At 63.6% G+C, this 23,800-nt stretch carries 15 protein-coding genes and 1 tRNA gene; 1 reads left to right on the top strand and 15 read right to left on the bottom strand.

Annotated features, from left to right (window positions below; translation table 11 throughout):
* Window positions 1–31: 31 nt before the first annotated feature.
* From fusA to N2604_RS27160, 15 genes are all read right to left on the bottom strand, one after another.
* Window positions 32–2,104, bottom strand: coding sequence for an elongation factor G (fusA, locus tag N2604_RS27090; RefSeq protein ID WP_260371164.1), 2,073 nt, complete (start codon window positions 2,102–2,104; stop codon window positions 32–34).
* Between the two features lie 32 nt (window positions 2,105–2,136).
* Window positions 2,137–2,607 (bottom strand): 30S ribosomal protein S7, encoded by a 471-nt coding sequence (gene rpsG, locus N2604_RS27095; protein WP_018647239.1) that lies wholly within the window; start codon window positions 2,605–2,607, stop codon window positions 2,137–2,139.
* A 15-nt stretch (window positions 2,608–2,622) separates the two neighbouring features.
* Window positions 2,623–2,994: a 30S ribosomal protein S12 gene (gene rpsL, locus N2604_RS27100; RefSeq protein WP_007603006.1), complete on the bottom strand. Its 372-nt coding sequence runs from the start codon at window positions 2,992–2,994 to the stop codon at window positions 2,623–2,625.
* An 895-nt stretch (window positions 2,995–3,889) separates the two neighbouring features.
* Window positions 3,890–5,935: an ABC transporter ATP-binding protein gene (locus N2604_RS27105; RefSeq protein ID WP_260371165.1), complete on the bottom strand. Its 2,046-nt coding sequence runs from the start codon at window positions 5,933–5,935 to the stop codon at window positions 3,890–3,892.
* A gap of 134 nt (window positions 5,936–6,069) precedes the next feature.
* The gene (locus tag N2604_RS27110) at window positions 6,070–8,124 is read right to left on the bottom strand and encodes an FAD-dependent oxidoreductase (protein ID WP_260371166.1); all 2,055 of its coding nucleotides are present in this window, start codon (window positions 8,122–8,124) and stop codon (window positions 6,070–6,072) included.
* Between the two features lie 193 nt (window positions 8,125–8,317).
* On the bottom strand, window positions 8,318–12,514 hold the full coding sequence (gene rpoC, locus N2604_RS27115) for a DNA-directed RNA polymerase subunit beta' (RefSeq protein WP_260371167.1): 4,197 nt from the start codon (window positions 12,512–12,514) through the stop codon (window positions 8,318–8,320).
* A 129-nt stretch (window positions 12,515–12,643) separates the two neighbouring features.
* Complete coding sequence (gene rpoB, locus N2604_RS27120) at window positions 12,644–16,768, bottom strand: DNA-directed RNA polymerase subunit beta (protein ID WP_260371168.1); 4,125 nt, start codon at window positions 16,766–16,768, stop codon at window positions 12,644–12,646.
* A gap of 514 nt (window positions 16,769–17,282) precedes the next feature.
* Complete coding sequence (rplL, locus tag N2604_RS27125) at window positions 17,283–17,663, bottom strand: 50S ribosomal protein L7/L12 (protein ID WP_197947889.1); 381 nt, start codon at window positions 17,661–17,663, stop codon at window positions 17,283–17,285.
* Between the two features lie 54 nt (window positions 17,664–17,717).
* The gene (gene rplJ, locus N2604_RS27130) at window positions 17,718–18,236 is read right to left on the bottom strand and encodes a 50S ribosomal protein L10 (RefSeq protein WP_025037001.1); all 519 of its coding nucleotides are present in this window, start codon (window positions 18,234–18,236) and stop codon (window positions 17,718–17,720) included.
* Between the two features lie 586 nt (window positions 18,237–18,822).
* Entirely contained in the window at window positions 18,823–19,776 is a 954-nt protein-coding gene (locus tag N2604_RS27135) for a 2-hydroxyacid dehydrogenase (RefSeq protein WP_260371169.1), read from the bottom strand.
* 101 nt (window positions 19,777–19,877) lie between these two features.
* Entirely contained in the window at window positions 19,878–20,570 is a 693-nt protein-coding gene (rplA, locus tag N2604_RS27140; protein WP_260371170.1) for a 50S ribosomal protein L1, read from the bottom strand.
* Between the two features lie 6 nt (window positions 20,571–20,576).
* Complete coding sequence (gene rplK / locus N2604_RS27145; RefSeq protein ID WP_011088164.1) at window positions 20,577–21,005, bottom strand: 50S ribosomal protein L11; 429 nt, start codon at window positions 21,003–21,005, stop codon at window positions 20,577–20,579.
* Between the two features lie 131 nt (window positions 21,006–21,136).
* Window positions 21,137–21,691: a transcription termination/antitermination protein NusG gene (gene nusG / locus N2604_RS27150; RefSeq protein ID WP_028146088.1), complete on the bottom strand. Its 555-nt coding sequence runs from the start codon at window positions 21,689–21,691 to the stop codon at window positions 21,137–21,139.
* The gene (secE, locus tag N2604_RS27155; RefSeq protein WP_092294122.1) at window positions 21,691–21,882 is read right to left on the bottom strand and encodes a preprotein translocase subunit SecE; all 192 of its coding nucleotides are present in this window, start codon (window positions 21,880–21,882) and stop codon (window positions 21,691–21,693) included. Before secE ends, nusG begins: the two co-directional genes overlap by 1 nt.
* 341 nt (window positions 21,883–22,223) lie before the next feature.
* Window positions 22,224–22,299 (bottom strand) — tRNA-Trp (locus N2604_RS27160).
* A 151-nt stretch (window positions 22,300–22,450) separates the two neighbouring features.
* Here N2604_RS27160 and N2604_RS27165 point away from each other — a divergent pair.
* Window positions 22,451–23,674, top strand: coding sequence for a serine hydrolase (locus N2604_RS27165; RefSeq protein WP_260371171.1), 1,224 nt, complete (start codon window positions 22,451–22,453; stop codon window positions 23,672–23,674).
* Window positions 23,675–23,800: the final 126 nt, after the last annotated feature.

The following is a 23,800-nucleotide window of genomic DNA, read 5'->3' on the forward strand; positions in this document are numbered from 1 at the left end:
CGTTCAATCGTCAGCTTGAGACCGACGACAATCAGGCAAACTTCTTCTGGACTTCTGCCGACACGTTGGCCGGCGCTTCTGCGTAGTGATCGAACTGCATGGTGAAGGTCGCGCGACCCTGGCTCATCGAGCGCAGATTGTTCACGTAACCGAACATGTTCATGAGCGGCACCATCGCGTTGATGACGTTGGCGTTGCCGCGCATGTCCTGCCCCTGGATCTGACCGCGCCGGGAATTCAGGTCGCCGATGACCGAGCCGGTATAGTCTTCCGGGGTCACCACCTCGACCTTCATGATCGGCTCGAGCAGGACCGACTTGCCCATCTGCAGCGCTTCGCGGAAGCAGGCGCGCGAAGCGATTTCGAAGGCGAGCGCCGACGAGTCGACATCGTGATACTTGCCGTCGACGAGCTGCACCTTGACGTCGACCACGGGGAAGCCCGCGACCACGCCGGACGACAGCACGCTCTCGAGGCCCTTCTCGACGCCGGGGATGTATTCCTTCGGCACCGCGCCGCCGACGATCTTCGATTCGAACTCGAAGCCCTTGCCGGGCTCGTTCGGCTCGACGATGAACGACACGGCCGCGAACTGGCCGGTACCGCCGGTCTGCTTCTTGTGGGTGTAGCTGTGCTCGACCCGCTTGGTGATGCGCTCGCGGAACGCGACCTGCGGCGCACCGATGTTGGCGTCGACCTTGTAGGTGCGCTTGAGGATGTCGACCTTGATGTCGAGATGGAGCTCGCCCATGCCCTTGAGGATGGTCTGGCCGGACTCGTGGTCGGTCGACACGCGGAAGGACGGATCCTCCGCGGCGAGCTTGGCCAGCGCCACGCCCAGCTTCTCCTGGTCGGCCTTGGACTTCGGCTCGATCGCGATCTCGATGACCGGCTCGGGGAATTCCATCTTCTCGAGGATGACCTGATGGTCGGGATCGCACAGCGTGTCACCGGTGCGCGCTTCCTTCAGACCCGCCAGCGCGACGATGTCGCCGGCATAGGCTTCCTTGATGTCCTCGCGGTTGTTCGCATGCATCAACAGCATGCGCCCGATCCGCTCCTTCTTCTCGCGGGTCGAGTTCACGACGCCGGTGCCGCTCTGTAGAATGCCGGAATAGATGCGGCAGAAGGTGATGGTGCCGACGAACGGGTCGTCCATGATCTTGAACGCGAGCAGCGCCAGCGGCTCCTTGTCGTCCGCCTTGCGCACGACTTCGTTGCCCTTGTCGTCGGTGCCCTTGATCGCGGGCACGTCGAGCGGCGACGGCAGGTAGTCGACGACGGCGTCGAGCAGCGGCTGCACGCCCTTGTTCTTGAAGGCCGAGCCGCACAGCACGGGATAGAACGCGCCGGTCAGCACCGCCTTGCGGATCAGGCGCTTCAGGGTCGCCTCGTCCGGCTCCTTGCCGTCGAGATAGGCGGCCATGGCGTCGTCGTCGAGCTCGACGGCGGCTTCCACCATCTTCTCGCGGTATTCCTTGGCCTGGTCGACGAGATCTTCCGGAATGTCGACATAGTCGAACTTCGCGCCGAGCGATTCATCGTTCCAGATGACGCCTTTCATCTTCACGAGGTCGACGAGACCCTTGAAGTTGTTCTCGGCACCGATCGGAAGCTGGATCGCGACGGGCTTGGCGCCCAGACGGTCGACGATGTCCGACAGACACTTGAAGAAGTCGGCACCGATCTTGTCCATCTTGTTGGCGAAGACGATGCGCGGAACCTTGTACTTGTCGCCCTGGCGCCAGACCGTCTCGGTCTGGGGCTCGACGCCCTGGTTGGAGTCGAGCACGCAGACGGCGCCGTCGAGCACGCGGAGCGAACGCTCGACTTCGATGGTGAAGTCGACGTGGCCGGGCGTGTCGATGATGTTCAGGCGCTTGCCGTTCCAGAACGCGGTGGTCGCAGCCGAGGTGATCGTGATGCCACGCTCCTGCTCCTGCTCCATCCAGTCCATCGTCGCGGCACCTTCGTGCACTTCGCCGATCTTGTGGCTCTTGCCGGTGTAATAGAGGATGCGCTCGGTGGTCGTGGTCTTGCCGGCGTCGATATGCGCCATGATACCGAAGTTACGGTAGTCCTCGATGGCATGTTGGCGGGGCATGGGCGTTCCTTGCGAGTCCGAGTGTGTCGCCGTTACCAGCGATAATGCGAGAAGGCGCGGTTGGCTTCCGCCATGCGGTGCACGTCTTCGCGCTTCTTGACGGCGTTCCCCCGGTTGTTCGATGCGTCCAAGAGCTCGGCCGAGAGCCGCTCGGTCATCGTCTTCTCGTTGCGCTCGCGGGCAGCCGCGATCAGCCAACGAATGCCGAGAGCCTGCCGGCGGGTCGAGCGAACCTCGACCGGAACCTGGTAGGTCGCGCCGCCGACGCGGCGGGAGCGAACCTCGATCGTCGGCATGACGTTCTCGAGCGCCTGCTCGAACACGCCGAGCGGGTTCTGCTTGGTCTTGCTCTCGATGATGCCGAACGCACCATAGACGATGCCTTCCGCAACCGACTTCTTGCCGGCGTACATCACCGAGTTCATGAACTTCGTGACGATGATGTTCCCGAACTTCGGATCCGGAAGAACTTCGCGCTTTTCCGCAGAGTGGCGACGAGACATAGGCTTGGTTCCCGCTTACTTCGGACGCTTGGCGCCGTACTTCGAACGACGCTGCTTACGGTTCTTGACGCCCTGGGTGTCCAGAACGCCGCGGAGGATGTGATAGCGCACGCCCGGCAAGTCCTTGACGCGGCCGCCGCGGATCATGACCACCGAGTGCTCCTGGAGGTTATGGCCCTCGCCAGGGATGTAGCCGATCACCTCGAAGCCGTTGGTCAGGCGCACCTTGGCAACCTTACGAAGCGCCGAGTTCGGCTTCTTCGGGGTCGTGGTGTAGACGCGCGTGCAAACACCACGCTTCTGCGGCGACTGCTGCAGCGCCGGCACCTTCTTGCGCGACTTCTGCACTTCCCGCGGTTGAGCGATCAGCTGGTTGATCGTCGGCATTCTGGCCTTCACCCTTTTTCTGCCGCGGCCCCTCTCGGGTCCGCTGTCTTGCCGCGGCCCGTCACCGGGTCCGCAAATTCTGCTCGAGCTACCCGCCCGAAGGGGCCGCCTTGCGCGAAATAACCCACGCAAAGCGAAATTGCGCCAACCGCTCCATTAACGAGCGGAAAGCGCTTCGACGCCACAGAGGACCGCAGTCTTGAGGCCGCTCAGCGTAATGCCGCGGCCCGCGCACTGAGGTCATGCATCCGAATTCAATCTCAAGAGGACGTGCTCAAGAGAACTAAAGTCGCACCGGCATTGCCTAGCTATGATCGACAGCGTTTGAGCGGCATTCGTCGAGGTTGGTGCCCGTCTTAGCGACCCCTTGCAGATCTAGTCTTTGGGGATCAACGGGTGGCCCGTTCCGACGCTGGCGATGCTCACCGCCTGTCGTTAAGTGAGGCGCTTTCTATAAGTGAGAATCGGTCAAGTCAAGGTGAAACGACAGTCTCAAAGCGCTTCATGCGCCTGCAGAAAATAGCCTCCTGGCCGCCTCCCCGCGCTTGGAGGACATAGGACCGAACGGCTTGGCCGATCAGATCGAAAGGCTAATTACACCCGGATTTAATGTTATTTTATTGCCAGCCTGAGGGCATTTTTCCTGACTACGCACAGTTCGCTGGCTGGAGGCCGGCCGTTCCAGCTTTCCCGCCGCGCCCCGTTGCCCGGTGAGGCGGGGATTCCGCCGGACTTGTTGCTCCGCGGAAGGCTTTTGCCCAAAGCCACGCGCGCGAAAAAAAGCGGCGCCGCGGCGGCCGAACGCCTCGGAACAGAGAATCGACGAGTCGGTGCCGAACGTTGCTCGCGAGACGCGACAATCGAACGCGATCGGCTCCCCCGAGCTGAACCGCGGTCACTCCTTCTCGTCGTCCTCATCGTCCTCGAGGTCTTCGTCCTCGTCGTCCTCGTCGCGGCCGTCGTCGGCGTGAGCTGCCGTGCCGTGGGGCTGGTGGATCTGGTCGTTCCACAGCTTGCGATAGGTGCCGTTCTTGGCGAGCAGCTCGGCGTGGGAGCCGCGCTCGATCGCTCTGCCCCCTGAAATCACGATGATCTCGTCCATCTCGACCACCGAGGTCAGGCGGTGGGTCGACCAGATCATGGTGCGGCCCTTGGCGACCTTGAGCAGCGTGCGGTTGATCGCGGCCTCGGTGGTCTGGTCCAGCGCCGAAGTGGCCTCGTCCAGCAGCAGCACGGAGGGGTTCCGGATGATCGCGCGCGCGATCGCGATGCGCTGGCGCTGGCCGCCCGAGAGCGTATCGCCGCGCTCGCCGACCGGCGTGTCGTAGCGCTGCGGCAGGCTCATGATGTAGCGGTGGATCTCGGCCTTCTTGGCGGCCTCCTCCACCTCCTCGTCGGTCGCGCCCTCCTTGCCGAGCCGGATGTTCTCCCGGATCGACATGTTGAACAGCATGTTCTCCTGGAACACCACCGCCATGCTCCGGCGCAGCGAATCCAGCGTCACCTTGCGGACGTCGACGCCGTCGATGGTGACGCGGCCTTCGTCGGGCACGTAGAGCCGCAGGATCAGATTGAGCAGCGTGCTCTTGCCGGAGCCGCTAGGACCGACGATCGCGATGCGCTTGCCGGCATTGAGCTTGAGGCTGAGATTGTCCAGCACCGGCGTCTGGCTACCCTCGTACTGGAAGGTGACGTGATCGAACGTAATGTCGTTGGTGATGCGCGGCAGATCGGGCGCGCCGGGACGATCTGCGCCGCGGGTCGGCTCGTCGAGCAATTCCTGGATGTGACGGATCGCGGCGGCCGAGGAGATCGACACCGGGATGAAATGCATCACATGGGCGATGTTGTAGGAGACCTCCCAGAACGCGCTCTCGAAGGTGACGAAGGTGCCGATGGTGATCTGGCCCTTGGTCGCCAGATAGGCGCCGATCGCGAGCACCACGAGGTGCAGGAGGAGCACCGAGATGGTGACCGTCCGCTCCACCATGGTCGAGAGGAACGCGGCCGAGGCGATCTTGTTGCGGGTCTCGTCGTTGCGCAAGGTGAAGAAACCGAACATCTTGCGCTGCAGGCTGAATGCCTTGATCACCGCCTGGGCCGCCACGTTCTCCTGCACCATGCCGAGCAGCGCACTCTCGTTCAGCTTCTGCTCGTAATTGGCCTGCACCGCCTTCGGCGTCAGGATCCGCGGGCCGATCAGCGTGATCGGGAACACCAGCAGCGCGACGACGGCGAGCTGCCAGTTGAGGAAGACCATCAGGATGATGCCGGCGATCAGCTCCAGGAACGGCAGCGCAGCACTGTTGGCGAACGTCTTGACCGCGCCTTCGAAGGCCGAGAGATCGACCGAGAAGCGCGACAGGATCTCGCCGCGCCGGGTGCGGCCGAAATAGGCCGACGGCAGGTCCTGGACGTGCTCGAACAGGCGCTTGCGGACATCGGAGATGACGCAAGCGGCAAGGCGCGCGTCCCAGCGTTCGTACCAGACCGCAACGATCGAGGTGAAGATGCCGGCGACGGCGAGCACGCCGAGGATCTTGTAGAGCGCCTGAAAATCCTCCTCGCCGAGCGCATCGTCGATCAGGAACTTGAGGCTGAGCGGCATGATGACGTTGAACAACGTCTCGACCACGACGCCGAATGCCACGAATGACAGCATCCTCTTGTAATTGGACAGATAGGGCTTGACGAACCCGACGATGGTCGCAAGCGCGCCGGCAGCTTCGCGCGCGGTAAAGACGACGAGATCCTCGTCCTCATCGTCGTCGTCGAGCTCCAGCTCGTCATCCCCATCGTCTTCGGCGTCCTCGTCGTCTTCGACGTCCGGCTTGGCAGCATCGGCGAGCTTGTCGTCGAGCCCGGCCGCCTCTTCCGCGGCGAGCTTCTGTTGGTCGGGAGAGAGAGGCTTGTCGCCGGGCAAGAAGGGCTTGGATGCCATGAAACCAACCGATGCTGACGGCCGGCATGACCGCAGAGAACGCAGGAATAGCGGCAACCGCTATTGCACCGATTCTATGCGATCAGGATCAATTCGGCAAAACAATTGGCGAATTCGATTCCCGTTCCCTGGGACTAGTCCTCGTCCTCGACCTTGTCGAAGAAGGAATAGCGCAAGCTGTCCGCGTCGGCGTACCACTGCCCCGGTCCCTTGTTGGCGGCGAGCGTCGCCTCCCAGAGCGCATCGGTGCAATCCTTGCGGTGCATCGACAGGTCGAAGCCGTTGCCGAAGAACAGCTCGGACCATTCCCACCAGGTGCCGAGCTTCTTCACCCCGCGCAGGAGGTCGTAGCGGTCGATCAATGCCGGCGCCATGTCCGAGGTGATGGAGCCGAACACGAGGCCGGTCTTGACCACGCGGTTGAACTCGCGGATGGCGCGGGCGACCTGCTTCGGGGAAACGTGGCAGAGGCTGGTTTCGAACACGAAGTCGAACGTACCGTCCTTGAACGGCATGTCGGTGATCGAGCCGAGCTTGTTGTACTTCTTCAGCGCTTTCGGCGTCTTGGCATGGATGGCGCGGTTGTTCTCGATCCCCCATGCGTCGATACCGCGATCGCGTAGCGCGCCGACCAGCTCGCCGCTGGCGGAGCCCGCGACCAGCAGCTTGGTGCCCGCCGCATTGCCCCAGACGATGCCGATCAGCTTCGTCAGGTAGTCGGGATCGGTGAAGTGCCGCCACGCTTGGTGATAGGGGCCGAGGCCGCGATAATTCTCGAAATAATCGCGATCGATCTTGTTCGAGAGCGGCTTCTCGCTCTGCGCGCGTTCGCGGCGCAGGCGCATCATCTCGGTCAGGATGATGTCCGTCGCCGCGTCCGAGGAATCGAGCAGGCCGTTCAGCGTCGAATCGAACAGATAGTCGCCGACCACCACGATGCCGGGGTGCTCCTTCGGCTCGGGCCGGTGATTGGTCATGACGTCGCGCACGGGCAAGCCACCAGGCAGCGCGTTCACCGACGACAGCCAGCGGTGGATCTTGCCTTCGATGAAGTGCAGACGCGCGTCGCCGAGAGAAGCCGGCAGCGATTTCAGGGCGGCATCGATCAGCTCCTGGTCCGACAGATTGGCAAAAGCCAGCGCGTCGGAGCCGGGAATGAGCCAGTTCAGAACACCGTGCTTGCCGACGTCGTGACGTGCGCCTTCGTTGTAGACGCAGCAGCCGCCGAAGGCTTCCGACATGAACCAGGCGCCCGGAATCTTGTCGCCCCAGAACGGCTCGTCGAACAGGATCGAGACGCGCAGATAATGCGCGGGCCGGTCGAAATAGGCCACGTGCTTGACCATCGACTTGCGCAGCTGCTCGCCCTCCCAGCCGAGGGTGGCGAGCCAGGAATGCGGCAGGCATACCAGCACGAGATCGAAGTCGCGGGTCTCCGGCCCCTTGCCGTTCATCATCTTGAGCTGATAACGGCCGGTCGGCGCCTTGCCGACGGTGAGCACGCGGTGATTGAGCTGGATGTCGGCGTTGACCTCCGACTGCAAGCATTCGATCAGCTGCTCGTTGCCGTTCTGGATGGAATAGAGGCCGATATAGCCGTCGACGTCCATCAGATAGTTCTTGAGCGCGTTGAGACCGTTGGTGTTGTGGCTCTCGGTCGCGATGTCGGAGCGCGCCATCACCTTGAAGAAGCGCTTTGCGGTGGCGTCCTCGACCTCCTCGTCGAGCACCTGCTCGGCCGTCTTGTAGGCCCAGGGATGCTCGTTGTCGTGCGCGCCGACGCCCTCGTAATATTCCACCGGCGACATCACCTCGGCGCAGCGCTTGCGGAAGGCTTCGATCGCGGCCGCAGTCTTGGCGCCGTATTTGCGGCGCATGCCCGGAACGTCGTTGAGCAGCTCACCGCCGAGCTGGACCTGCTCGGCGTCCATCGGAATGGTCTGGAGTCCGAAATGCTGGATCAGCTCGCGCAGCGGGTCCGGACCCGTCATCGAGTAGTCGTAGATCTCGGCAACGCCGGCCTCGTACATCGCGGGCGCCGAATCGAACTTGCGGGTGACGATTTTGCCGCCGAGCCGGTCCGAAGCCTCGTAGATGGTGACGCGACAGAGGTCGCCGAGCTTGCGCTTCAGGTACCAGGCGCTCATCAGCCCGCCGGGGCCACCGCCTACGATTGCGAGATCAAGCATGAGAGTTCCGTGGTCTTCCGGCCCTGCCCCCTTCACGGGACCACCGGTCTAAGTCGCCTTAGCAGAAGCGCTTTTGCGACTGAAGGAAAGATGAACAAAGGGCGATCCTGCATCGCAGCAAGCACAGAAAGCAGCAAAAAGGCCGGCAAAAGCCGGCCTTTTCATTGTCCTCGGTATTCCTACGGATGAACGATCATTCCGCGGGCGGCAGCGCAGGAAGCTCGGCTTCCGGCGCCGGCGACACGACGGCCGCCTGCTTCTCGCGCTCGTCCAGGATCAGCTTGTCGCGCTTCATGGCGACCTCGCGGATCTTGGCCATGGAGGCGCCGGTGCCCGCCGGGATCAGCCGGCCGACGATGACGTTCTCCTTGAGGCCTTCGAGCGGATCGATCTTGCCGTTGACCGCCGCCTCGGTGAGGACGCGGGTGGTCTCCTGGAACGATGCCGCCGAGAAGAAGGAGCGGGTCTGGAGGCTCGCCTTGGTGATGCCGAGCAGAACCGGCGTTCCCGTGGCGGGCTTCTTGCCCTCTTCCTTGGCCTTCACGTTCAGCGCGTCGAACTCGATCTTGTCGACCTGCTCGCCGGAGATCATGTCCGTGTCGCCCTGGTCGGTGATTTCCACCTTCTGGAGCATCTGACGGACAATCACCTCGATGTGCTTGTCGTTGATGAGCACGCCCTGCAGCCGGTAGACCTCCTGGATCTCGTTGACCAGATAGGCCGCGAGCTCCTCGATGCCCTTGACCGCAAGGATGTCGTGCGGCGCCGGGTTGCCTTCCACGATGAAGTCGCCCTTTTCGACGACGTCGCCGTCCTGAAGGTGGATGTGCTTGCCCTTCGGGATCAGGTACTCGCGCGGCTCATCGGTCTTGTCCATCGGCTCGATCGAGATGCGACGCTTGTTCTTGTAGTCGCGCCCGAACCGGATGGTGCCCGCGATTTCGGCGATGATCGCCGCATCCTTCGGGCGCCGAGCCTCGAACAGTTCCGCCACCCGCGGCAGACCGCCGGTGATGTCACGCGTCTTGGCGCTTTCGGTCGAGACACGGGCGAGGATGTCGCCCGGCTGGACCTTGGCTCCGATGTCGACCGAGAGAATGGCGTCGACCGACAGCATGTAGCGGGCATCGCCGCCACGGGCGAGCTTGAGCACCTTGCCGTCCTTGCCCTTGATCACGATGGCCGGACGCAGGTCCGAGCCGCCGCGCGTCGAGCGCCAGTCGATGACCACGCGCTTGGCGATACCGGTGGCCTCGTCGAGCGTTTCCGAGATCGACTGCCCCTCGACCAGATCCTCGAAGCCGATGGTACCTTCGACCTCGGTGAGCAGCGGACGGGTGTAGGGATCCCACTCGACGATGCGCTGGCCGCGCTTGACCATGTCGCCCTCGTCGACGTGCAGGCGCGAACCGTACTGGATACGGTGCGTCGCACGCTCGGTGCCGTCGGCATCGACGATCGCGACAACCATGTTGCGCACCATCGCGATCAGGTGACCTTCGCTGTTGCGGGCGATGGCCTTGTTCCTGATCACGATCTTGCCATCGAAGTTGGCTTCGACGAAGGACTGCTCGTTGAGCTGCGCCGCACCGCCGATGTGGAAGGTGCGCATGGTGAGCTGGGTGCCGGGCTCGCCGATCGACTGCGCCGCGATGACGCCGACCGCTTCGCCGTGGTTGACCGGCGTGCCGCGGGCGAGGTCGCGGCCGTAGCACTTGCCGCAGATGCCGTTGACGAGCTCGCAGGTCAGTGCCGAGCGGATCTTCACCTCCTGGATGCCGGCCTGATGGATGGCATCCACGTGGCTCTCTTCCATCAGCGTGTCGCGCTTGACGATCACCTGGCCCGAGCCGTCACGCACGTCTTCGCAGGCCGTGCGTCCGAGGATGCGCGAGCCGAGCGAGGCGACCACGGTGCCGGCGTCGACGATGGCGCGCATCTTGATGCCGAGCTTGGTGCCGCAGTCGCTCTGCGTGATGATGCAGTCCTGCGCCACGTCGACGAGACGACGGGTCAGGTAGCCGGAGTTCGCGGTCTTCAACGCAGTGTCCGCGAGGCCCTTGCGGGCACCGTGGGTCGAGTTGAAGTACTCGAGCACCGAGAGGCCTTCCTTGAAGTTCGAGATGATCGGCGTCTCGATGATCTCGCCCGACGGCTTGGCCATCAGGCCGCGCATGCCGGCGAGCTGGCGCATCTGGGCCGGCGAACCGCGGGCACCGGAGTGAGCCATCATGTAGATCGAGTTGATGTCGGCGTCGGCCCCGCTCGCCGTCTTCTTGGTGGCGGAGATCTCCTTCATCATCGCCTTGGCGATTTCTTCCGTGGCCTTCGACCAGGCGTCGACGACCTTGTTGTACTTCTCGCCATGGGTGATCAGACCGTCGTTGTACTGCTGCTCGAAATCCTTCGCCAGCGTACGGGTGGTGTCGACGATCTTCCACTTGCCGTGCGGCACGACCATGTCGTCCTTGCCGAACGAGATGCCGGCCTTGAACGCGTTGTAGAAGCCGAGCGCCATGATGCGGTCGCAGAAGATCACCGTCTCCTTCTGGCCGCAGTGGCGGTAGACCTGGTCGATGACGCCGGAGATCTCGCGCTTGGTCATCAGCTTGTTGATGATCTCGTAGGAGATGCGCGGGTTCTTCGGCAGCAAATTGCCGAGCATGACGCGGCCGGCGGTGGTCTCGATCCAGCGCTTGGAGACCTTGCCGGTCTCGTCCATGCCTTCCCACCGGTACTTGATCTTGGTGTGGAGGTGGATGACCTTCGCGTGCAGCGCGTGCTCGAGCTCGGCCATGTCGCCGAACACCTTGCCCTCGCCGGGCAGGCCTTCGCGCATGATCGAGACGTAGTACAGACCGAGCACGATGTCCTGCGACGGCACGATGATCGGCTGGCCGTTCGCCGGATGCAGGATGTTGTTGGTCGACATCATCAGGACGCGCGCTTCCAGCTGCGCTTCGAGCGACAGCGGAACGTGCACGGCCATTTGGTCGCCGTCGAAGTCGGCGTTGAACGCGGAGCAGACCAGCGGGTGAAGCTGGATCGCCTTGCCCTCGATCAGCACGGGCTCGAACGCCTGAATGCCGAGGCGGTGCAGCGTCGGTGCGCGGTTGAGCAGCACCGGATGCTCGCGGATCACCTCGTCCAGGATGTCCCAGACCTCGGGCCGTTCCTTCTCGACCAGCTTCTTGGCCTGCTTCACCGTGGTGGACAGGCCCTTGGCGTCGAGCCGCGAATAGATGAACGGCTTGAACAGCTCGAGCGCCATCTTCTTCGGCAGGCCGCACTGATGCAGGCGCAGCTCGGGACCGACCACGATCACCGAACGGCCCGAATAGTCGACGCGCTTGCCGAGCAGGTTCTGGCGGAAGCGGCCCTGCTTGCCCTTGAGCATGTCGGCGAGCGACTTCAGCGGACGCTTGTTGGCGCCGGTGATGACGCGGCCGCGGCGGCCGTTGTCGAACAGCGCATCGACCGCTTCCTGAAGCATGCGCTTCTCGTTGCGGATGATGATGTCGGGCGCGCGCAGCTCCATCAGCCGCTTCAAGCGGTTGTTGCGGTTGATGACGCGGCGATAGAGGTCGTTGAGATCAGAGGTCGCGAAGCGGCCGCCGTCCAGCGGCACCAGCGGACGCAGGTCCGGCGGAATCACCGGGATCACGGTCATGATCATCCATTCCGGCTTGTTGCCGGAATGGCGGAACGCTTCCACGATCTTCAGGCGCTTGGCGAGCTTCTTGTGCTTGATGTCGGAGTCGGTCTCCTGCATCTCGGCACGCAGCGAGGCCTCGAGCTTCTCGAGGTCCATGCCCTTGAGCAGCTCGCGGATCGCCTCGGCGCCGATCATGGCGGTGAAGCTGTCCTGGCCGTACTCGTCCTGGGCCTTCAGATACTCGTCTTCCGACAGCAGCTGACGGTCCTTCAGGGCGGTGAGGCCCGGCTCGAGCACGACGTAATATTCGAAGTAGAGGATCCGCTCGAGATCCTTCAGCGTCATGTCGAGCAGGAGACCGATGCGCGAGGGCAGCGACTTCAGGAACCAGATGTGGGCGACGGGGGCTGCGAGCTCGATATGGCCCATGCGCTCGCGCCGGACGCGCGACAGCGTGACCTCGACCGAGCACTTCTCGCAGATGATGCCCTTGTACTTCATGCGCTTGTACTTGCCGCACAAGCACTCGTAGTCCTTGATCGGCCCGAAGATGCGGGCGCAGAACAGGCCGTCGCGCTCGGGCTTGAAGGTGCGGTAGTTGATGGTCTCCGGCTTCTTGATCTCGCCGTAGGACCAGGACAGAATCTTCTCTGGAGACGCGATCGAGATCCGGATCTGGTCGAAGACCTGAGCCGGCGTCGTCGGGTTGAAGAGATTCATAATTTCTTGGTTCATCGTCTTCTCCTCGCGTGCCGGTCGCCTCCGGCCGCAAATTCGAAAATCACTTCTGCATGGCGCCCTGCCCTCAAGGCCTCGGGCGGGGCGCCGATGCCCGGCCGCGAAGGCCGGGCATGACAGGTCGAATTACTCGGCCGCTTCCGACGTCGGCGCCGGTCCCATCTTGGAATTGTGCAGGTCGACGTTGAGGCCGAGCGAGCGCATTTCCTTGACCAGCACGTTGAACGATTCCGGAATACCGGCCTCGAACGTGTCGTCACCGCGCACGATCGCCTCGTACACCTTGGTACGGCCGGCGACGTCGTCCGACTTCACCGTCAGCATCTCCTGGAGCGTGTACGCCGCGCCGTAAGCCTCGAGCGCCCACACCTCCATTTCGCCGAAGCGCTGGCCGCCGAACTGCGCCTTGCCGCCCAGCGGCTGCTGGGTGACGAGCGAGTACGGACCGATCGAACGCGCATGGATCTTGTCGTCGACCAGATGGTGCAGCTTGAGCATGTAGATGTAGCCCACCGTCACCTTGCGATCGAACGGATCGCCGGTGCGGCCGTCATAGACGGTCGACTGACCCGAAGCGTCGAGACCGGCAAGCTTCAGCATCTCCTCGATGTCGGCTTCCTTGGCGCCGTCGAAAACCGGCGTCGCGATCGGCACGCCGCGGCTGAGGTTATGGCCAAGCTCGAGCAGCTCGTTGTCGTTGAGCGACTTGATCGTCTCGTCCTCGCCGTAGACCTTCTTCAAGGTCTCCTTCAGCGGCTTGATGTCCTGCTTCGACAGGTACGCATCGACGGTCTGGCCGATACGCTTGCCGAGGCCGGCGCAGGCCCAGCCGAGATGGGTCTCGAGGATCTGTCCGACGTTCATGCGCGAGGGCACGCCGAGCGGATTGAGCACGATGTCGGCATGCGTGCCGTCTTCGAGGAACGGCATGTCCTCGATCGGCACGATCTTCGACACCACGCCCTTGTTGCCGTGGCGGCCGGCCATCTTGTCGCCGGGCTGGATCTTGCGCTTCACCGCGACGAAGACCTTGACCATCTTCATCACGCCGGGCGGCAATTCGTCACCGCGCTGAAGCTTCTCGACCTTGTCGAGGAAGCGCTGTTCCAGCCCCTTCTTCGACTCGTCGTACTGCTTCCGCATGGCCTCGATCTCGGCCATCAGCTTGTCGTTCGGCGAAGCGAACAGCCACCATTGCGACTTCGGGTACTCCTCGAGCACCGCACGGGTGATCTTGGTGTCCTTCTTGAAGCCCTTGGGACCGGCAATGCCCTGCCGCCCCTCGAGCAGCTCGGCAAGACGGTTGTAGACGTTGCGGTCCAGGATCGCCTGCTCGTCGTCGCGGTCCTTGGCGAGGCGCTCGATCTCCTCCCGCTCGATCGCCAGCGCACGCTCGTCCTTGTCGACGCCGTGGCGGTTGAACACGCGCACTTCGACGATGGTGCCCTGCACGCCCGGGGGAACGCGCAGCGAGGTGTCGCGGACGTCGGAGGCCTTCTCGCCGAAGATGGCGCGCAGCAGCTTCTCTTCCGGCGTCATCGGGCTTTCGCCCTTCGGCGTGATCTTGCCGACCAGGATGTCGCCGGCGCGCACTTCCGCGCCGATGTAGACGATACCGGCTTCGTCGAGATTCTTCAGCGCTTCTTCCGAGACGTTCGGAATGTCGCGGGTGATTTCCTCAGGCCCGAGCTTGGTGTCGCGGGCCATCACCTCGAACTCCTCGATGTGGATCGAGGTGAAGACGTCTTCCTTCACGATCCGCTCGGAGAGCAGGATCGAGTCTTCGAAGTTGTAGCCGTTCCACGGCATGAACGCGACCAGCACGTTCCGCCCCAGAGCGAGTTCGCCGAGATCGGTCGAGGGACCGTCTGCGATGATGTCGCCCTTCTTGACGATGTCGCCGACCTTCACCAGCGGACGCTGGTTGATGCAGGTCGACTGGTTGGAGCGCTGGTACTTCATGAGGCGGTAGATATCGACGCCCGACTTTGTCGGATCGAGATCTTCCGTGGCGCGGATGACGACGCGGGTCGCGTCGATCTGGTCGATCACGCCCGAACGGCGCGCCGCGATCGCAGCGCCCGAGTCGCGGGCAACCACGCCCTCCATGCCGGTGCCGACGAACGGCGCCTCGGCGCGAACCAGCGGCACCGCCTGGCGCTGCATGTTCGAGCCCATCAGCGCGCGGTTGGCGTCGTCGTTCTCGAGGAACGGGATCAGCGCCGCGGCGACCGAAACGAGCTGCTTCGGCGACACGTCCATGTAGTCGACCTTGTCGGGCGTCATCGGCACGACGTCGCGGGTCCCGCTCGAACGGCAGACCACGAGGTCTTCGGTGAAGCGGCCCTTGGCGTCGACCGGCACATTGGCCTGGGCCACGGAATAGCGCCCTTCCTCCATCGCCGACAGATACACGACCTCGTCGGTGACGCGACCATCCTTGACCTTGCGATACGGCGTCTCGACGAAGCCGTACTTGTTCACGCGCGCGAAGGTCGCGAGCGAGTTGATCAGGCCGATGTTCGGACCTTCCGGCGTCTCGATCGGGCAGATGCGGCCGTAATGCGTCGGATGCACGTCGCGCACCTCGAAGCCGGCGCGCTCGCGGGTCAGACCGCCCGGTCCGAGCGCCGAGAGGCGGCGCTTGTGGGTGATCTCGCTGAGCGGGTTGGTCTGGTCCATGAACTGCGAGAGCTGCGAGGAGCCGAAGAACTCACGCACCGCGGCGGCCGCCGGCTTGGCGTTGATCAGGTCCTGCGGCATGACCGTGTCGATGTCGACCGAGGACATGCGCTCCTTGATCGCGCGCTCCATGCGCAACAGACCGATGCGGTACTGGTTCTCCATGAGCTCGCCGACCGAACGCACACGGCGGTTGCCGAGATGGTCGATGTCGTCGATCTCGCCCTTGCCGTCGCGCAGATCCACCAGCGTCTTGATGACGGCGAGGATGTCCTCCTTGCGCAGCGTGCGCTGGGTGTCGGGCGCATCGAGGTCGAGGCGCATGTTCATCTTGACGCGGCCGACCGCCGAGAGGTCGTAGCGCTCGGCGTCGAAGAACAGCGACTGGAACATGGCCTGCGCCGATTCCAGCGTCGGCGGCTCGCCCGGACGCATCACGCGGTAGATGTCGAACAGCGCGTCCTCGCGCGTCATGTTCTTGTCGGCCGAGAGCGTGTTGCGGATGTAGGGGCCGACATTGACGTGGTCGATGTCGAGCAGCGGCAGCTCCTTGTAGCCCTGCTCGTTGAGCGCCTTCATCAGCTTGTCGGTGATTTCCTCACCGGCCTCGGCGTGGATCTCACCGGTCTTCGGGTTGACGAGATCCTCGGCGACGTAGTTGCCGACCAGCTCCTCGTCGGCCATGCGCAGCGCCTTCAGCCCCTTGTCCTGGAGCTGGCGGGCGGCGCGGACGGTGAGCTTCTTGCCGGCCTCGAGCACGACCTTGCCGGTGTCGGCATCGATCAGGTCGTTGACCGTGGAGTAGCCGCGGAAGCGGTTGGCGTCGAACGGAACGCGCCAGCCTTCCTTGGTCCGCTTGTAGAGAATCTTCTTGTAGAACGTGGACAGGATCGCCTCGCCGTCGAGGCCGAGGGCGAACATCAGCGACGTCACCGGAATCTTGCGGCGACGGTCGATGCGCGCATAGACGATGTCCTTGGCGTCGAACTCGATGTCGAGCCAGGAGCCGCGATACGGGATGACGCGGGCGGCGAACAGCAGCTTGCCCGAGGAATGGGTCTTGCCCTTGTCGTGGTCGAAGAACACGCCGGGCGAACGGTGCATCTGCGAGACGATGACGCGCTCGGTGCCGTTGACGATGAAGGTGCCGTTCATCGTCATGAGCGGGATGTCGCCCATGTAGACGTCCTGCTCCTTGATGTCCTTCACCGACTTCGCGCCGGTCTCCTCGTCGATATCGAACACGATGAGGCGCAGCGTCACCTTGAGGGGCGCCGCGAAGGTCATGCCGCGCTGGCGGCACTCGTCGACGTCGTATTTCGGCTGCTCGAACTCGTAGCGGACGAATTCCAGCATCGAGGTGCCCGAGAAGTCGGAGATCGGAAACACCGAGCGGAACACCGCCTGCAGACCCTCGTCGAGACGTCCGCCCTGGGGTTCGTCCACCATCAGGAACTGGTCATAGGACGCCTTCTGAACCTCGATGAGGTTCGGCATCTCGGCGACTTCCTTGATGTGTCCGAAGAACTTGCGAACGCGTTTGCGACCGGTGAATGTCTGCTGCGCCATCGTGGCCTCTCATTTTCGTCGCCCGCCCTGGGCGCACCGTCCGGAACGCGGCTGCCACCGCTTTCCGGGTTGAATTTTCGAACCCGTCTTGGGGGCCGGAGACGCAGTTTCAGGCGCCGATGCCCTGAATCTGTTCTTCAGACCTTCAAAACGCAAAACGACGCGCGGGGCGCAGATGCGCGCCCGCCCGTCACAACGATCATCTTCACGGACTGCAAAAGCCCGAAATAGCCTGCTCTCCCAACGGCTTACAGGGAAATCCGGCATCCCTGCCCACCGCGCTTTCGTGCTGCCGACCCGATATGGGGCGACAATAGTGCAGATTCGAGGGTCAAACCCTCAAATCCCCACACTTTTTCGTGTTCGGCCTGCGTCGGATCGTTCCGTCGCACGCCTTTTGCATCCGGTCCCGATCTTTCCGACCGTCATGGCCGGGCTTGACCCGGCCCACGATCTTGGGACGAGATCCCGGGTCTCGCTCCGCGAGCCCGGGATTCCGCTGAAGTAACTTGCGTTACTTCAGCTCGACCTTGGCGCCAGCCTTCTCGAGCTGGGCCTTGATCTTGTCGGCTTCTTCCTTGTTCACGCCTTCCTTCAGCGGCTTCGGAGCACCCTCCACGAGGTCCTTTGCTTCCTTCAGGCCGAGACCGGTGATGGCGCGGACTTCCTTGATGACCTCGATCTTCTTGTCGCCGGCGCTGGCGAGAACGACCGTGAACTCGGTCTTCTCTTCCGCCGGAGCGGCAGCGCCACCGCCGCCAGCCGCCGGGCCGGCCACGGCGACAGCCGCGGCAGCCGAAACGCCCCACTTCTCTTCGAGGAGCTTCGCGAGTTCGGCAGCTTCGAGCACGGTCAGGCTCGAGAGGTCGTCAACGATCTTCTGCAGGTCAGCCATTGTTCAGTTTCCTTAACTGTAAGTCTGGTTCGGGTTTGAGTTTTGCGAAGGGCGTCAGGCCGCTTCGCCCTTTGAGGCATGAGCCTGGATGACGCGCGCGAGCTTGCCCGCGGGCGCGTTGGCGAGCTGGGCCAGCTTGGTCGCCGGGGCCACGATGAGGCCGACGATCTTGCCGCGCAGTTCGTCAAGCGACGGCAGCGAGGCAAGGGCCTTCACGCCGTCGACATTCAGGACGGTCTTGCCCATCGATCCGCCGACGATGACGAACTTTTCGTTCGCCTTGGCGAATTCGATGGCGACCTTCGGCGCCGCTACCGGATCGTTGGAAGTCGCGATCACGGTCGGTCCCTTCAACATGGGGCCGATGGCAACGACGTCAGTGCCTTCAAGAGCAATTTTGGCGAGACGGTTCTTCGAGACCTTCACCGCAGCGCCCGCCTGCTTCATCTGCTGGCGCAGCTTCTGCATCTGGGCGACGGTGAGGCCGGAATATTGAGCAACGACCGCGACGCTCGTGGTCTTGAAGACCTCATTGAGCTGTTCGACCGCTTCTTTTTTTGCCGCTCGTTCCACAGCAAGCTCTCTCCGGTTGGCGGTCATCGCGAGAAGCGGGACCGCCGGGTTGCACCCATCGTCCCGCCCAAACCTGAACCTCCGGGTCAAAAACCCATCGGACACGCCGGGCAAGACGACAATTCAAAGCCTGCCCTCCGGGAGCCCTTCAAAGGCTCACGGCGTGTCGAGGTCCGAACCAGACCCGTTTCGCAAAGCCAGCCCTTAAAGCTGGTTGCGAAGTGAAATCCGGTCTTCACCCGTCTATGCAGGCCATGCGATTAAGCCGTTGAGAAATCGAAATTTCCCGCGGGCGCCTGCAGTCTTGGACAGGACGAGGCCAGCCGGCGAACCGCCCGACCTCTGCCCGCATCCCTGCCAAACGACGGGTTTTCCTTCCTTTTCGGGCAAATCCTCACGGACGTCCTGAAAAGGAATGATCTCCTGTCGTGTCGGGTTTTCGGAATACGTGCACGAACGCGCCAGCCGAAGCCGGTACGTCCGGAGGCGGTTCTTTAACCGCTCGGAGCCTGCTTGCCAAGAGCAAAATTCACACCAGTTCCAATCGATTGCCGGTCGGGCTTGAGATGGCCCAACAAGGACCGATTCAGGCCGATTTGACCCCATAAGGCAGCGGCTTGCCCTCGAAGAACGCCGTCAGGTTGGCCAGCACGCAGCTCTGCATGGCGACATGCGAATCTAGGGTGTGGCCGCCGATATGCGGGGCGAGCACGACGTTGGGAAGTGCCGTCAGCGCGTCGGGCGCGTGCGGCTCCTTCTCGAAGACGTCGAGACCGGCCCCCGCGATGGTCTTGTCGGTCAGCGCCGCAACCAGAGCCTTCTCGTCGATGACCGAGCCGCGGGCGATGTTGACGACATAGCCGCCTGTGCCGAGGCGCTTCAAGATATCGGCGTTGACGACATGTTGGGTCTCCGCCCCTGCCCGCACCGCGATCATCAGCACGCTGCACCACTCGGCGAGCGCCTCCAGCGACGGGAAATATTGATAGGGCAGATCGTACCGGGTGCGGCTGAAATAGCCGACCTCGCTCTCGAAGGCGGCGCAGCGCGCCGCGATCTTGCGGCCGATCTCGCCCATGCCATAGACGCCGATGCGGCGGCCGGGCATGCCGGCCTGGGGCCGCATCATCGGCGATTGTTTCGAGGCCGCCCAATCGCCGCTGCGGACATACTGGTCAGCGACCAGGATGCGCCGCGTCGTCGCCAGCATCAAGGTCATCGCGATGTCGGCGACGGAAGCCGCATTGGCACCCGAACTGTGGCCGACCGCGATGTTGCGGGCGATGGCCGCTTTCAGGTCGACGCCGTCATAGCCGGTCCCGTAGCAGACGATGGCGCCAAGCTTCGGAAACAGGTCCATCGCCTCTGCGCCGAGTGGCGAGCCGCCAGCGGTGAGCAGTGCGCGGATGCCGCCCAGCTCCTCGGCCGGAAACACCTCGCGCGCGGGCTTGCCGCCGGTGTCGAGCAACTCGAACCGCTCGGCGAAGCTCGCCATCATCGACTTGGGAAAGCGCGAGTGGATCAGGACCTTGTCAGCCATTGTTGTTGTTTCGTTGTTGTTTCCGGTCAGCGCCGCCACAAACGACGAGAGGCGGAATCGGTCGCCCGATTCCGCCCCTCGCATCATGCAATTTCCAAACCTCAGCCGAGAATGGTGCCCGGCTCGACCTTCACGCCGGGGCCCATCGTCGAGGACACCGCAACGCGCTGGATGTAGGTGCCCTTCGAGCCGGCCGGCTTTGCCTTGGAGACAGCATCGGCCAGAGCCTTGATGTTCTCGACCAGCTTCTCTTCGGAGAACGAGGCCTTGCCGACGCCGGCCTGCAGGATGCCGGCCTTCTCGACGCGGAACTCGACCGAGCCGCCCTTGGCGCCCTTCACCGCACCGGTGACGTCCATGGTCACGGTGCCGATCTTCGGGTTCGGCATCAGGCCGCGCGGGCCGAGCACCTTACCGAGGCGGCCGACCAGCGGCATCATGTCTGGCGTGGCGATGCAGCGGTCGAAATCGATCGTGCCGTTCTGCACCTTCTCGACCAGGTCCTCGGCGCCGACGACGTCGGCACCGGCGGCCTTGGCTTCGTCGGCCTTGGCGCCGCGGGCGAACACGCCGACGCGCAGCGTACGGCCGGTACCATTCGGCAGGGTCACGACGCCGCGGACCATCTGGTCGGCGTGACGCGGATCGACGCCGAGATTGATCGCGACCTCGATGGTCTCGTCGAACTTCGCTTTCGCGCGTTCCTTGACCATCTTGATGGCGTCCACGAGCGGGTAGAGCTTTTCGCGGTCAATGCCTTCGCGGGCTTTGTTCAAACGCTTTCCGATTGCCATGGCCGCTTACCCCGCAACTTCCAGACCCATCGAACGGGCCGAGCCCTCGACCATCTTCATGGCCGATTCGATGGTGTCGCAATTCAAGTCCTTCATCTTCTTCTCGGCGATCTCGCGCACCTGCGCCTTGGTCACCTTGCCGGCCTTGTCACGGCCCGGCGCCTTCGAGCCGGACTGGATTTTTGCAGCCTGCTTGAGGAAGTAGGACATCGGCGGCGTCTTCATCTCGAAGGTGAAGGAACGGTCCGCATAGATGGTGATGATCACCGGGATCGGGGTGTTCTTCTCTTCCTTCTGGGTCTGGGCGTTGAACGCCTTGCAGAACTCCATGATGTTGAGACCGCGCTGACCGAGCGCGGGACCGATCGGGGGCGAGGGATTCGCCGCACCGGCCGGGACCTGAAGCTTCAGGTATCCGGTCACTTTCTTTGCCATGTATCACTCCTGTTGTGCCGGCAGTCGCCGGCGGTTTCAGGTTCGTGGTCTGGGTCGGATGCGGCTGGCAACCGCCCTCTCCCTCCCACGGCCTCTTGTTGCGCGAGACCGAAGCCTCGCGCGTTACCCGATCAGACCTTCTCGACCTGACCGAATTCCAGCTCGACCGGCGTCGCGCGGCCGAAGATCGACACGGCGACCTTCACGCGCGAGCGCGCCTCGTCGATTTCCTCGACCACACCCGAGAACGAGGCGAACGGGCCGTCGGCCACGCGCACGTTCTCGCCGATCTCGAACGACACCGACGCCTTCGGCCGCTCCACGCCCTCCTGCACCTGGTGCAGGATGCGCATGGCCTCGGCTTCCGAGATCGGCATCGGCTTGTTTTCCGCGCCGAGGAAGCCCGTGACCTTCGGCGTGTTCTTGATCAGATGGAACGCCTCGTCAGTCAGCTTCATCTTCACCAGCACGTAGCCCGGGAAGAACTTGCGCTCGGCGTCGATCTTGCGGCCGCGGCGCACTTCCGTAACCTTCTCGGTCGGCACCAGCACCAGCTCGAACAAGTCCTCGAGCCCGCGCTGCTTGGCCTGCTCGCGGATCGATTCGGCGACCTTCTTCTCGAAGTTCGAATAGGCGTGGACGATGTACCAGCGCTTGTCGGACACTTGAGCGGTTGCTGTTGCCATCAGTGAATGCCCAGGAGGAAGGTGATGAGGTAGCGGATGATCTGGTCGGCGGCGAAGAAGAAGATCGAGGCCAACGCGACCATCACGAACACCATGATCGTGGTGATCGTGGTCTCACGGCGGGTCGGCCAGGTGACCTTGGCAGTCTCCGAGCGCACTTCCTGCAAGAACTTGAACGGGCTGACTGCCATCGTTTGAGGTCCAGCGTCCGTGGACAGACGCAAATGAATTTCAGGGATCCGAACAGCCCCCGTTGGCCCAACCCTCTGTCTCGAAGGATGAGCCGGAAACCGGGCTCGATTGTTCGGGGATTTCAAGGCCGCGCCGGAGATCCGCGTCTAACGGGCCGGCTGCGAGTGCGGGGTATCTACTGCGGATGGGGCCAAAGGTCAAGGTGGAGGCAGGCCAGGAGAGGCGCGCCCCCTGCCGCGGAGGCCATCCGGATCAAGGACTTACCCGGCCCCATGACCAGCCGCCCGGGCTTTTCGGCCTGGCGTCGTCCTGCCTTCAATCTCTGAATTTCCCGATTAGCTGGCAGGAGTGGCAGGGCTCGAACCTGCGACCCCCGGTTTTGGAGACCGGTGCTCTACCAATTGAGCTACACTCCTGTGGACCCTCGCGTCGCCACGCGGATCAGGGGCGCTTTCAAGCACAGGGCGAGGACGGAATGCAAGGGTGAAGCGCGCTGGCTTCGCTTGTTTGTGCCGCGCGTTCTGGGCCACTCTCCGTTCCCGATAATAATGTCCCCCGGGAGTGAACATGACTGCGACAGCCGCCACCCGCCCGACGACCGCGCCGCACACGCCGCCTCTGCCGGAAGCCCGCCCCGAGACGCTCGGGCTGTCGCGGCCGCGCCTCCAGACCATGTCGGACGCCTTCAAGCGCGAGATCGACAAGGGAACCGTTCCCGGGGTCACCGTGCTGGTGGCGAGGGGCGGCCAAATCGGCTGGTTCGAGGCGCTCGGCAAGCAGAGCCCGACAGGCGCGGCGCCGATGGCGCGCGATTCGATCTTCCGCATCTTCTCGATGACCAAGCCGATCGTCTCGGTCGGCATCATGGCGCTGGTCGAGGACGGCTACCTCCTGCTCAGCGACGCCGTCGCTAAATTCATCCCCGAGTTCGCGCGCCAGCAGGTCGGCGTCGTCAAGGACGGCAAGCTGGAGCTGGTGCCGCCGACGCGGCCCATGACCGTGCAGGACCTGCTCCGCCACACCTCCGGCCTCACCTACGAGCACCAGGGCGACGGCCCCGTGCACAAGCTCTACCAGGAGTCCCGCGTCCGCAGCCGCAAGATCACCAATGCAGAGCATGCCGCGCTGGTGGCGAGCTTCCCGCTGGTCTGCCAGCCCGGCGCGGAGTTCAACTACAGCCGCTCCACGGATATTTTGGGCCGCATCATCGAAGTCGTCAGCGGCAAATCGCTCGGTACGTTCCTCACCGAGCGCGTGCTCGCGCCGCTGCAGATGGCCGAGACCGGCTTCTCGACAAGTCAGGCCAATGCCGGCCGCCTTGCCGAGCCGTTCGGCGCCGACCCCTGGACCGGCGACAAGGTCGCGCTCTTCAACATGCTCGAGCAGCCAGTGATGGAATCCGGCGGCGGTGGCCTGGTCTCGACTACGATGGATTATGCCCGCTTCTGCCTGATGCTGCGCAATGGCGGCACGCTCGACGGCAACAGGATCATCGGCCGCAAGACGCTGGAGCTGATGGCCTCCGATCACCTCGGGCCAGGCGTTGCGGTCAATGGCACGCTGCTGTCACCCGGCCATGGCTTCGGTCTCGGCTTTGCCGTGCGTCGCGAGGCCGGCATCGCCCCCTTCCCCGGCAGCGTCGGCCAGTATTTCTGGAGCGGCATTGCCGGCACGTTCTTCTGGATCGATCCGAAGGAGGATCTGTTCGCGGTGTTCATGAGCCAGGGGCCGGGACAGCGCGACTACACGCGGACCCTGGTGCGGGATCTGGTGTACGCGGCGGTGGAGTGAGATCTCGTGCCCCGGACGCGCTGCAACGCTGCGCAGAGCCGGGGCCCATGCATCCGCGATCTCGTTCTCGGCTTTCTGGATCCCGGATCGGCGCGCGCCTGAAGCGCGCTTGTCCGGGACACGAGA

It is taken from the genome of Bradyrhizobium sp. CB1015, from assembly GCF_025200925.1.
Taxonomy (GTDB): Bacteria; Pseudomonadota; Alphaproteobacteria; order Rhizobiales; family Xanthobacteraceae; genus Bradyrhizobium.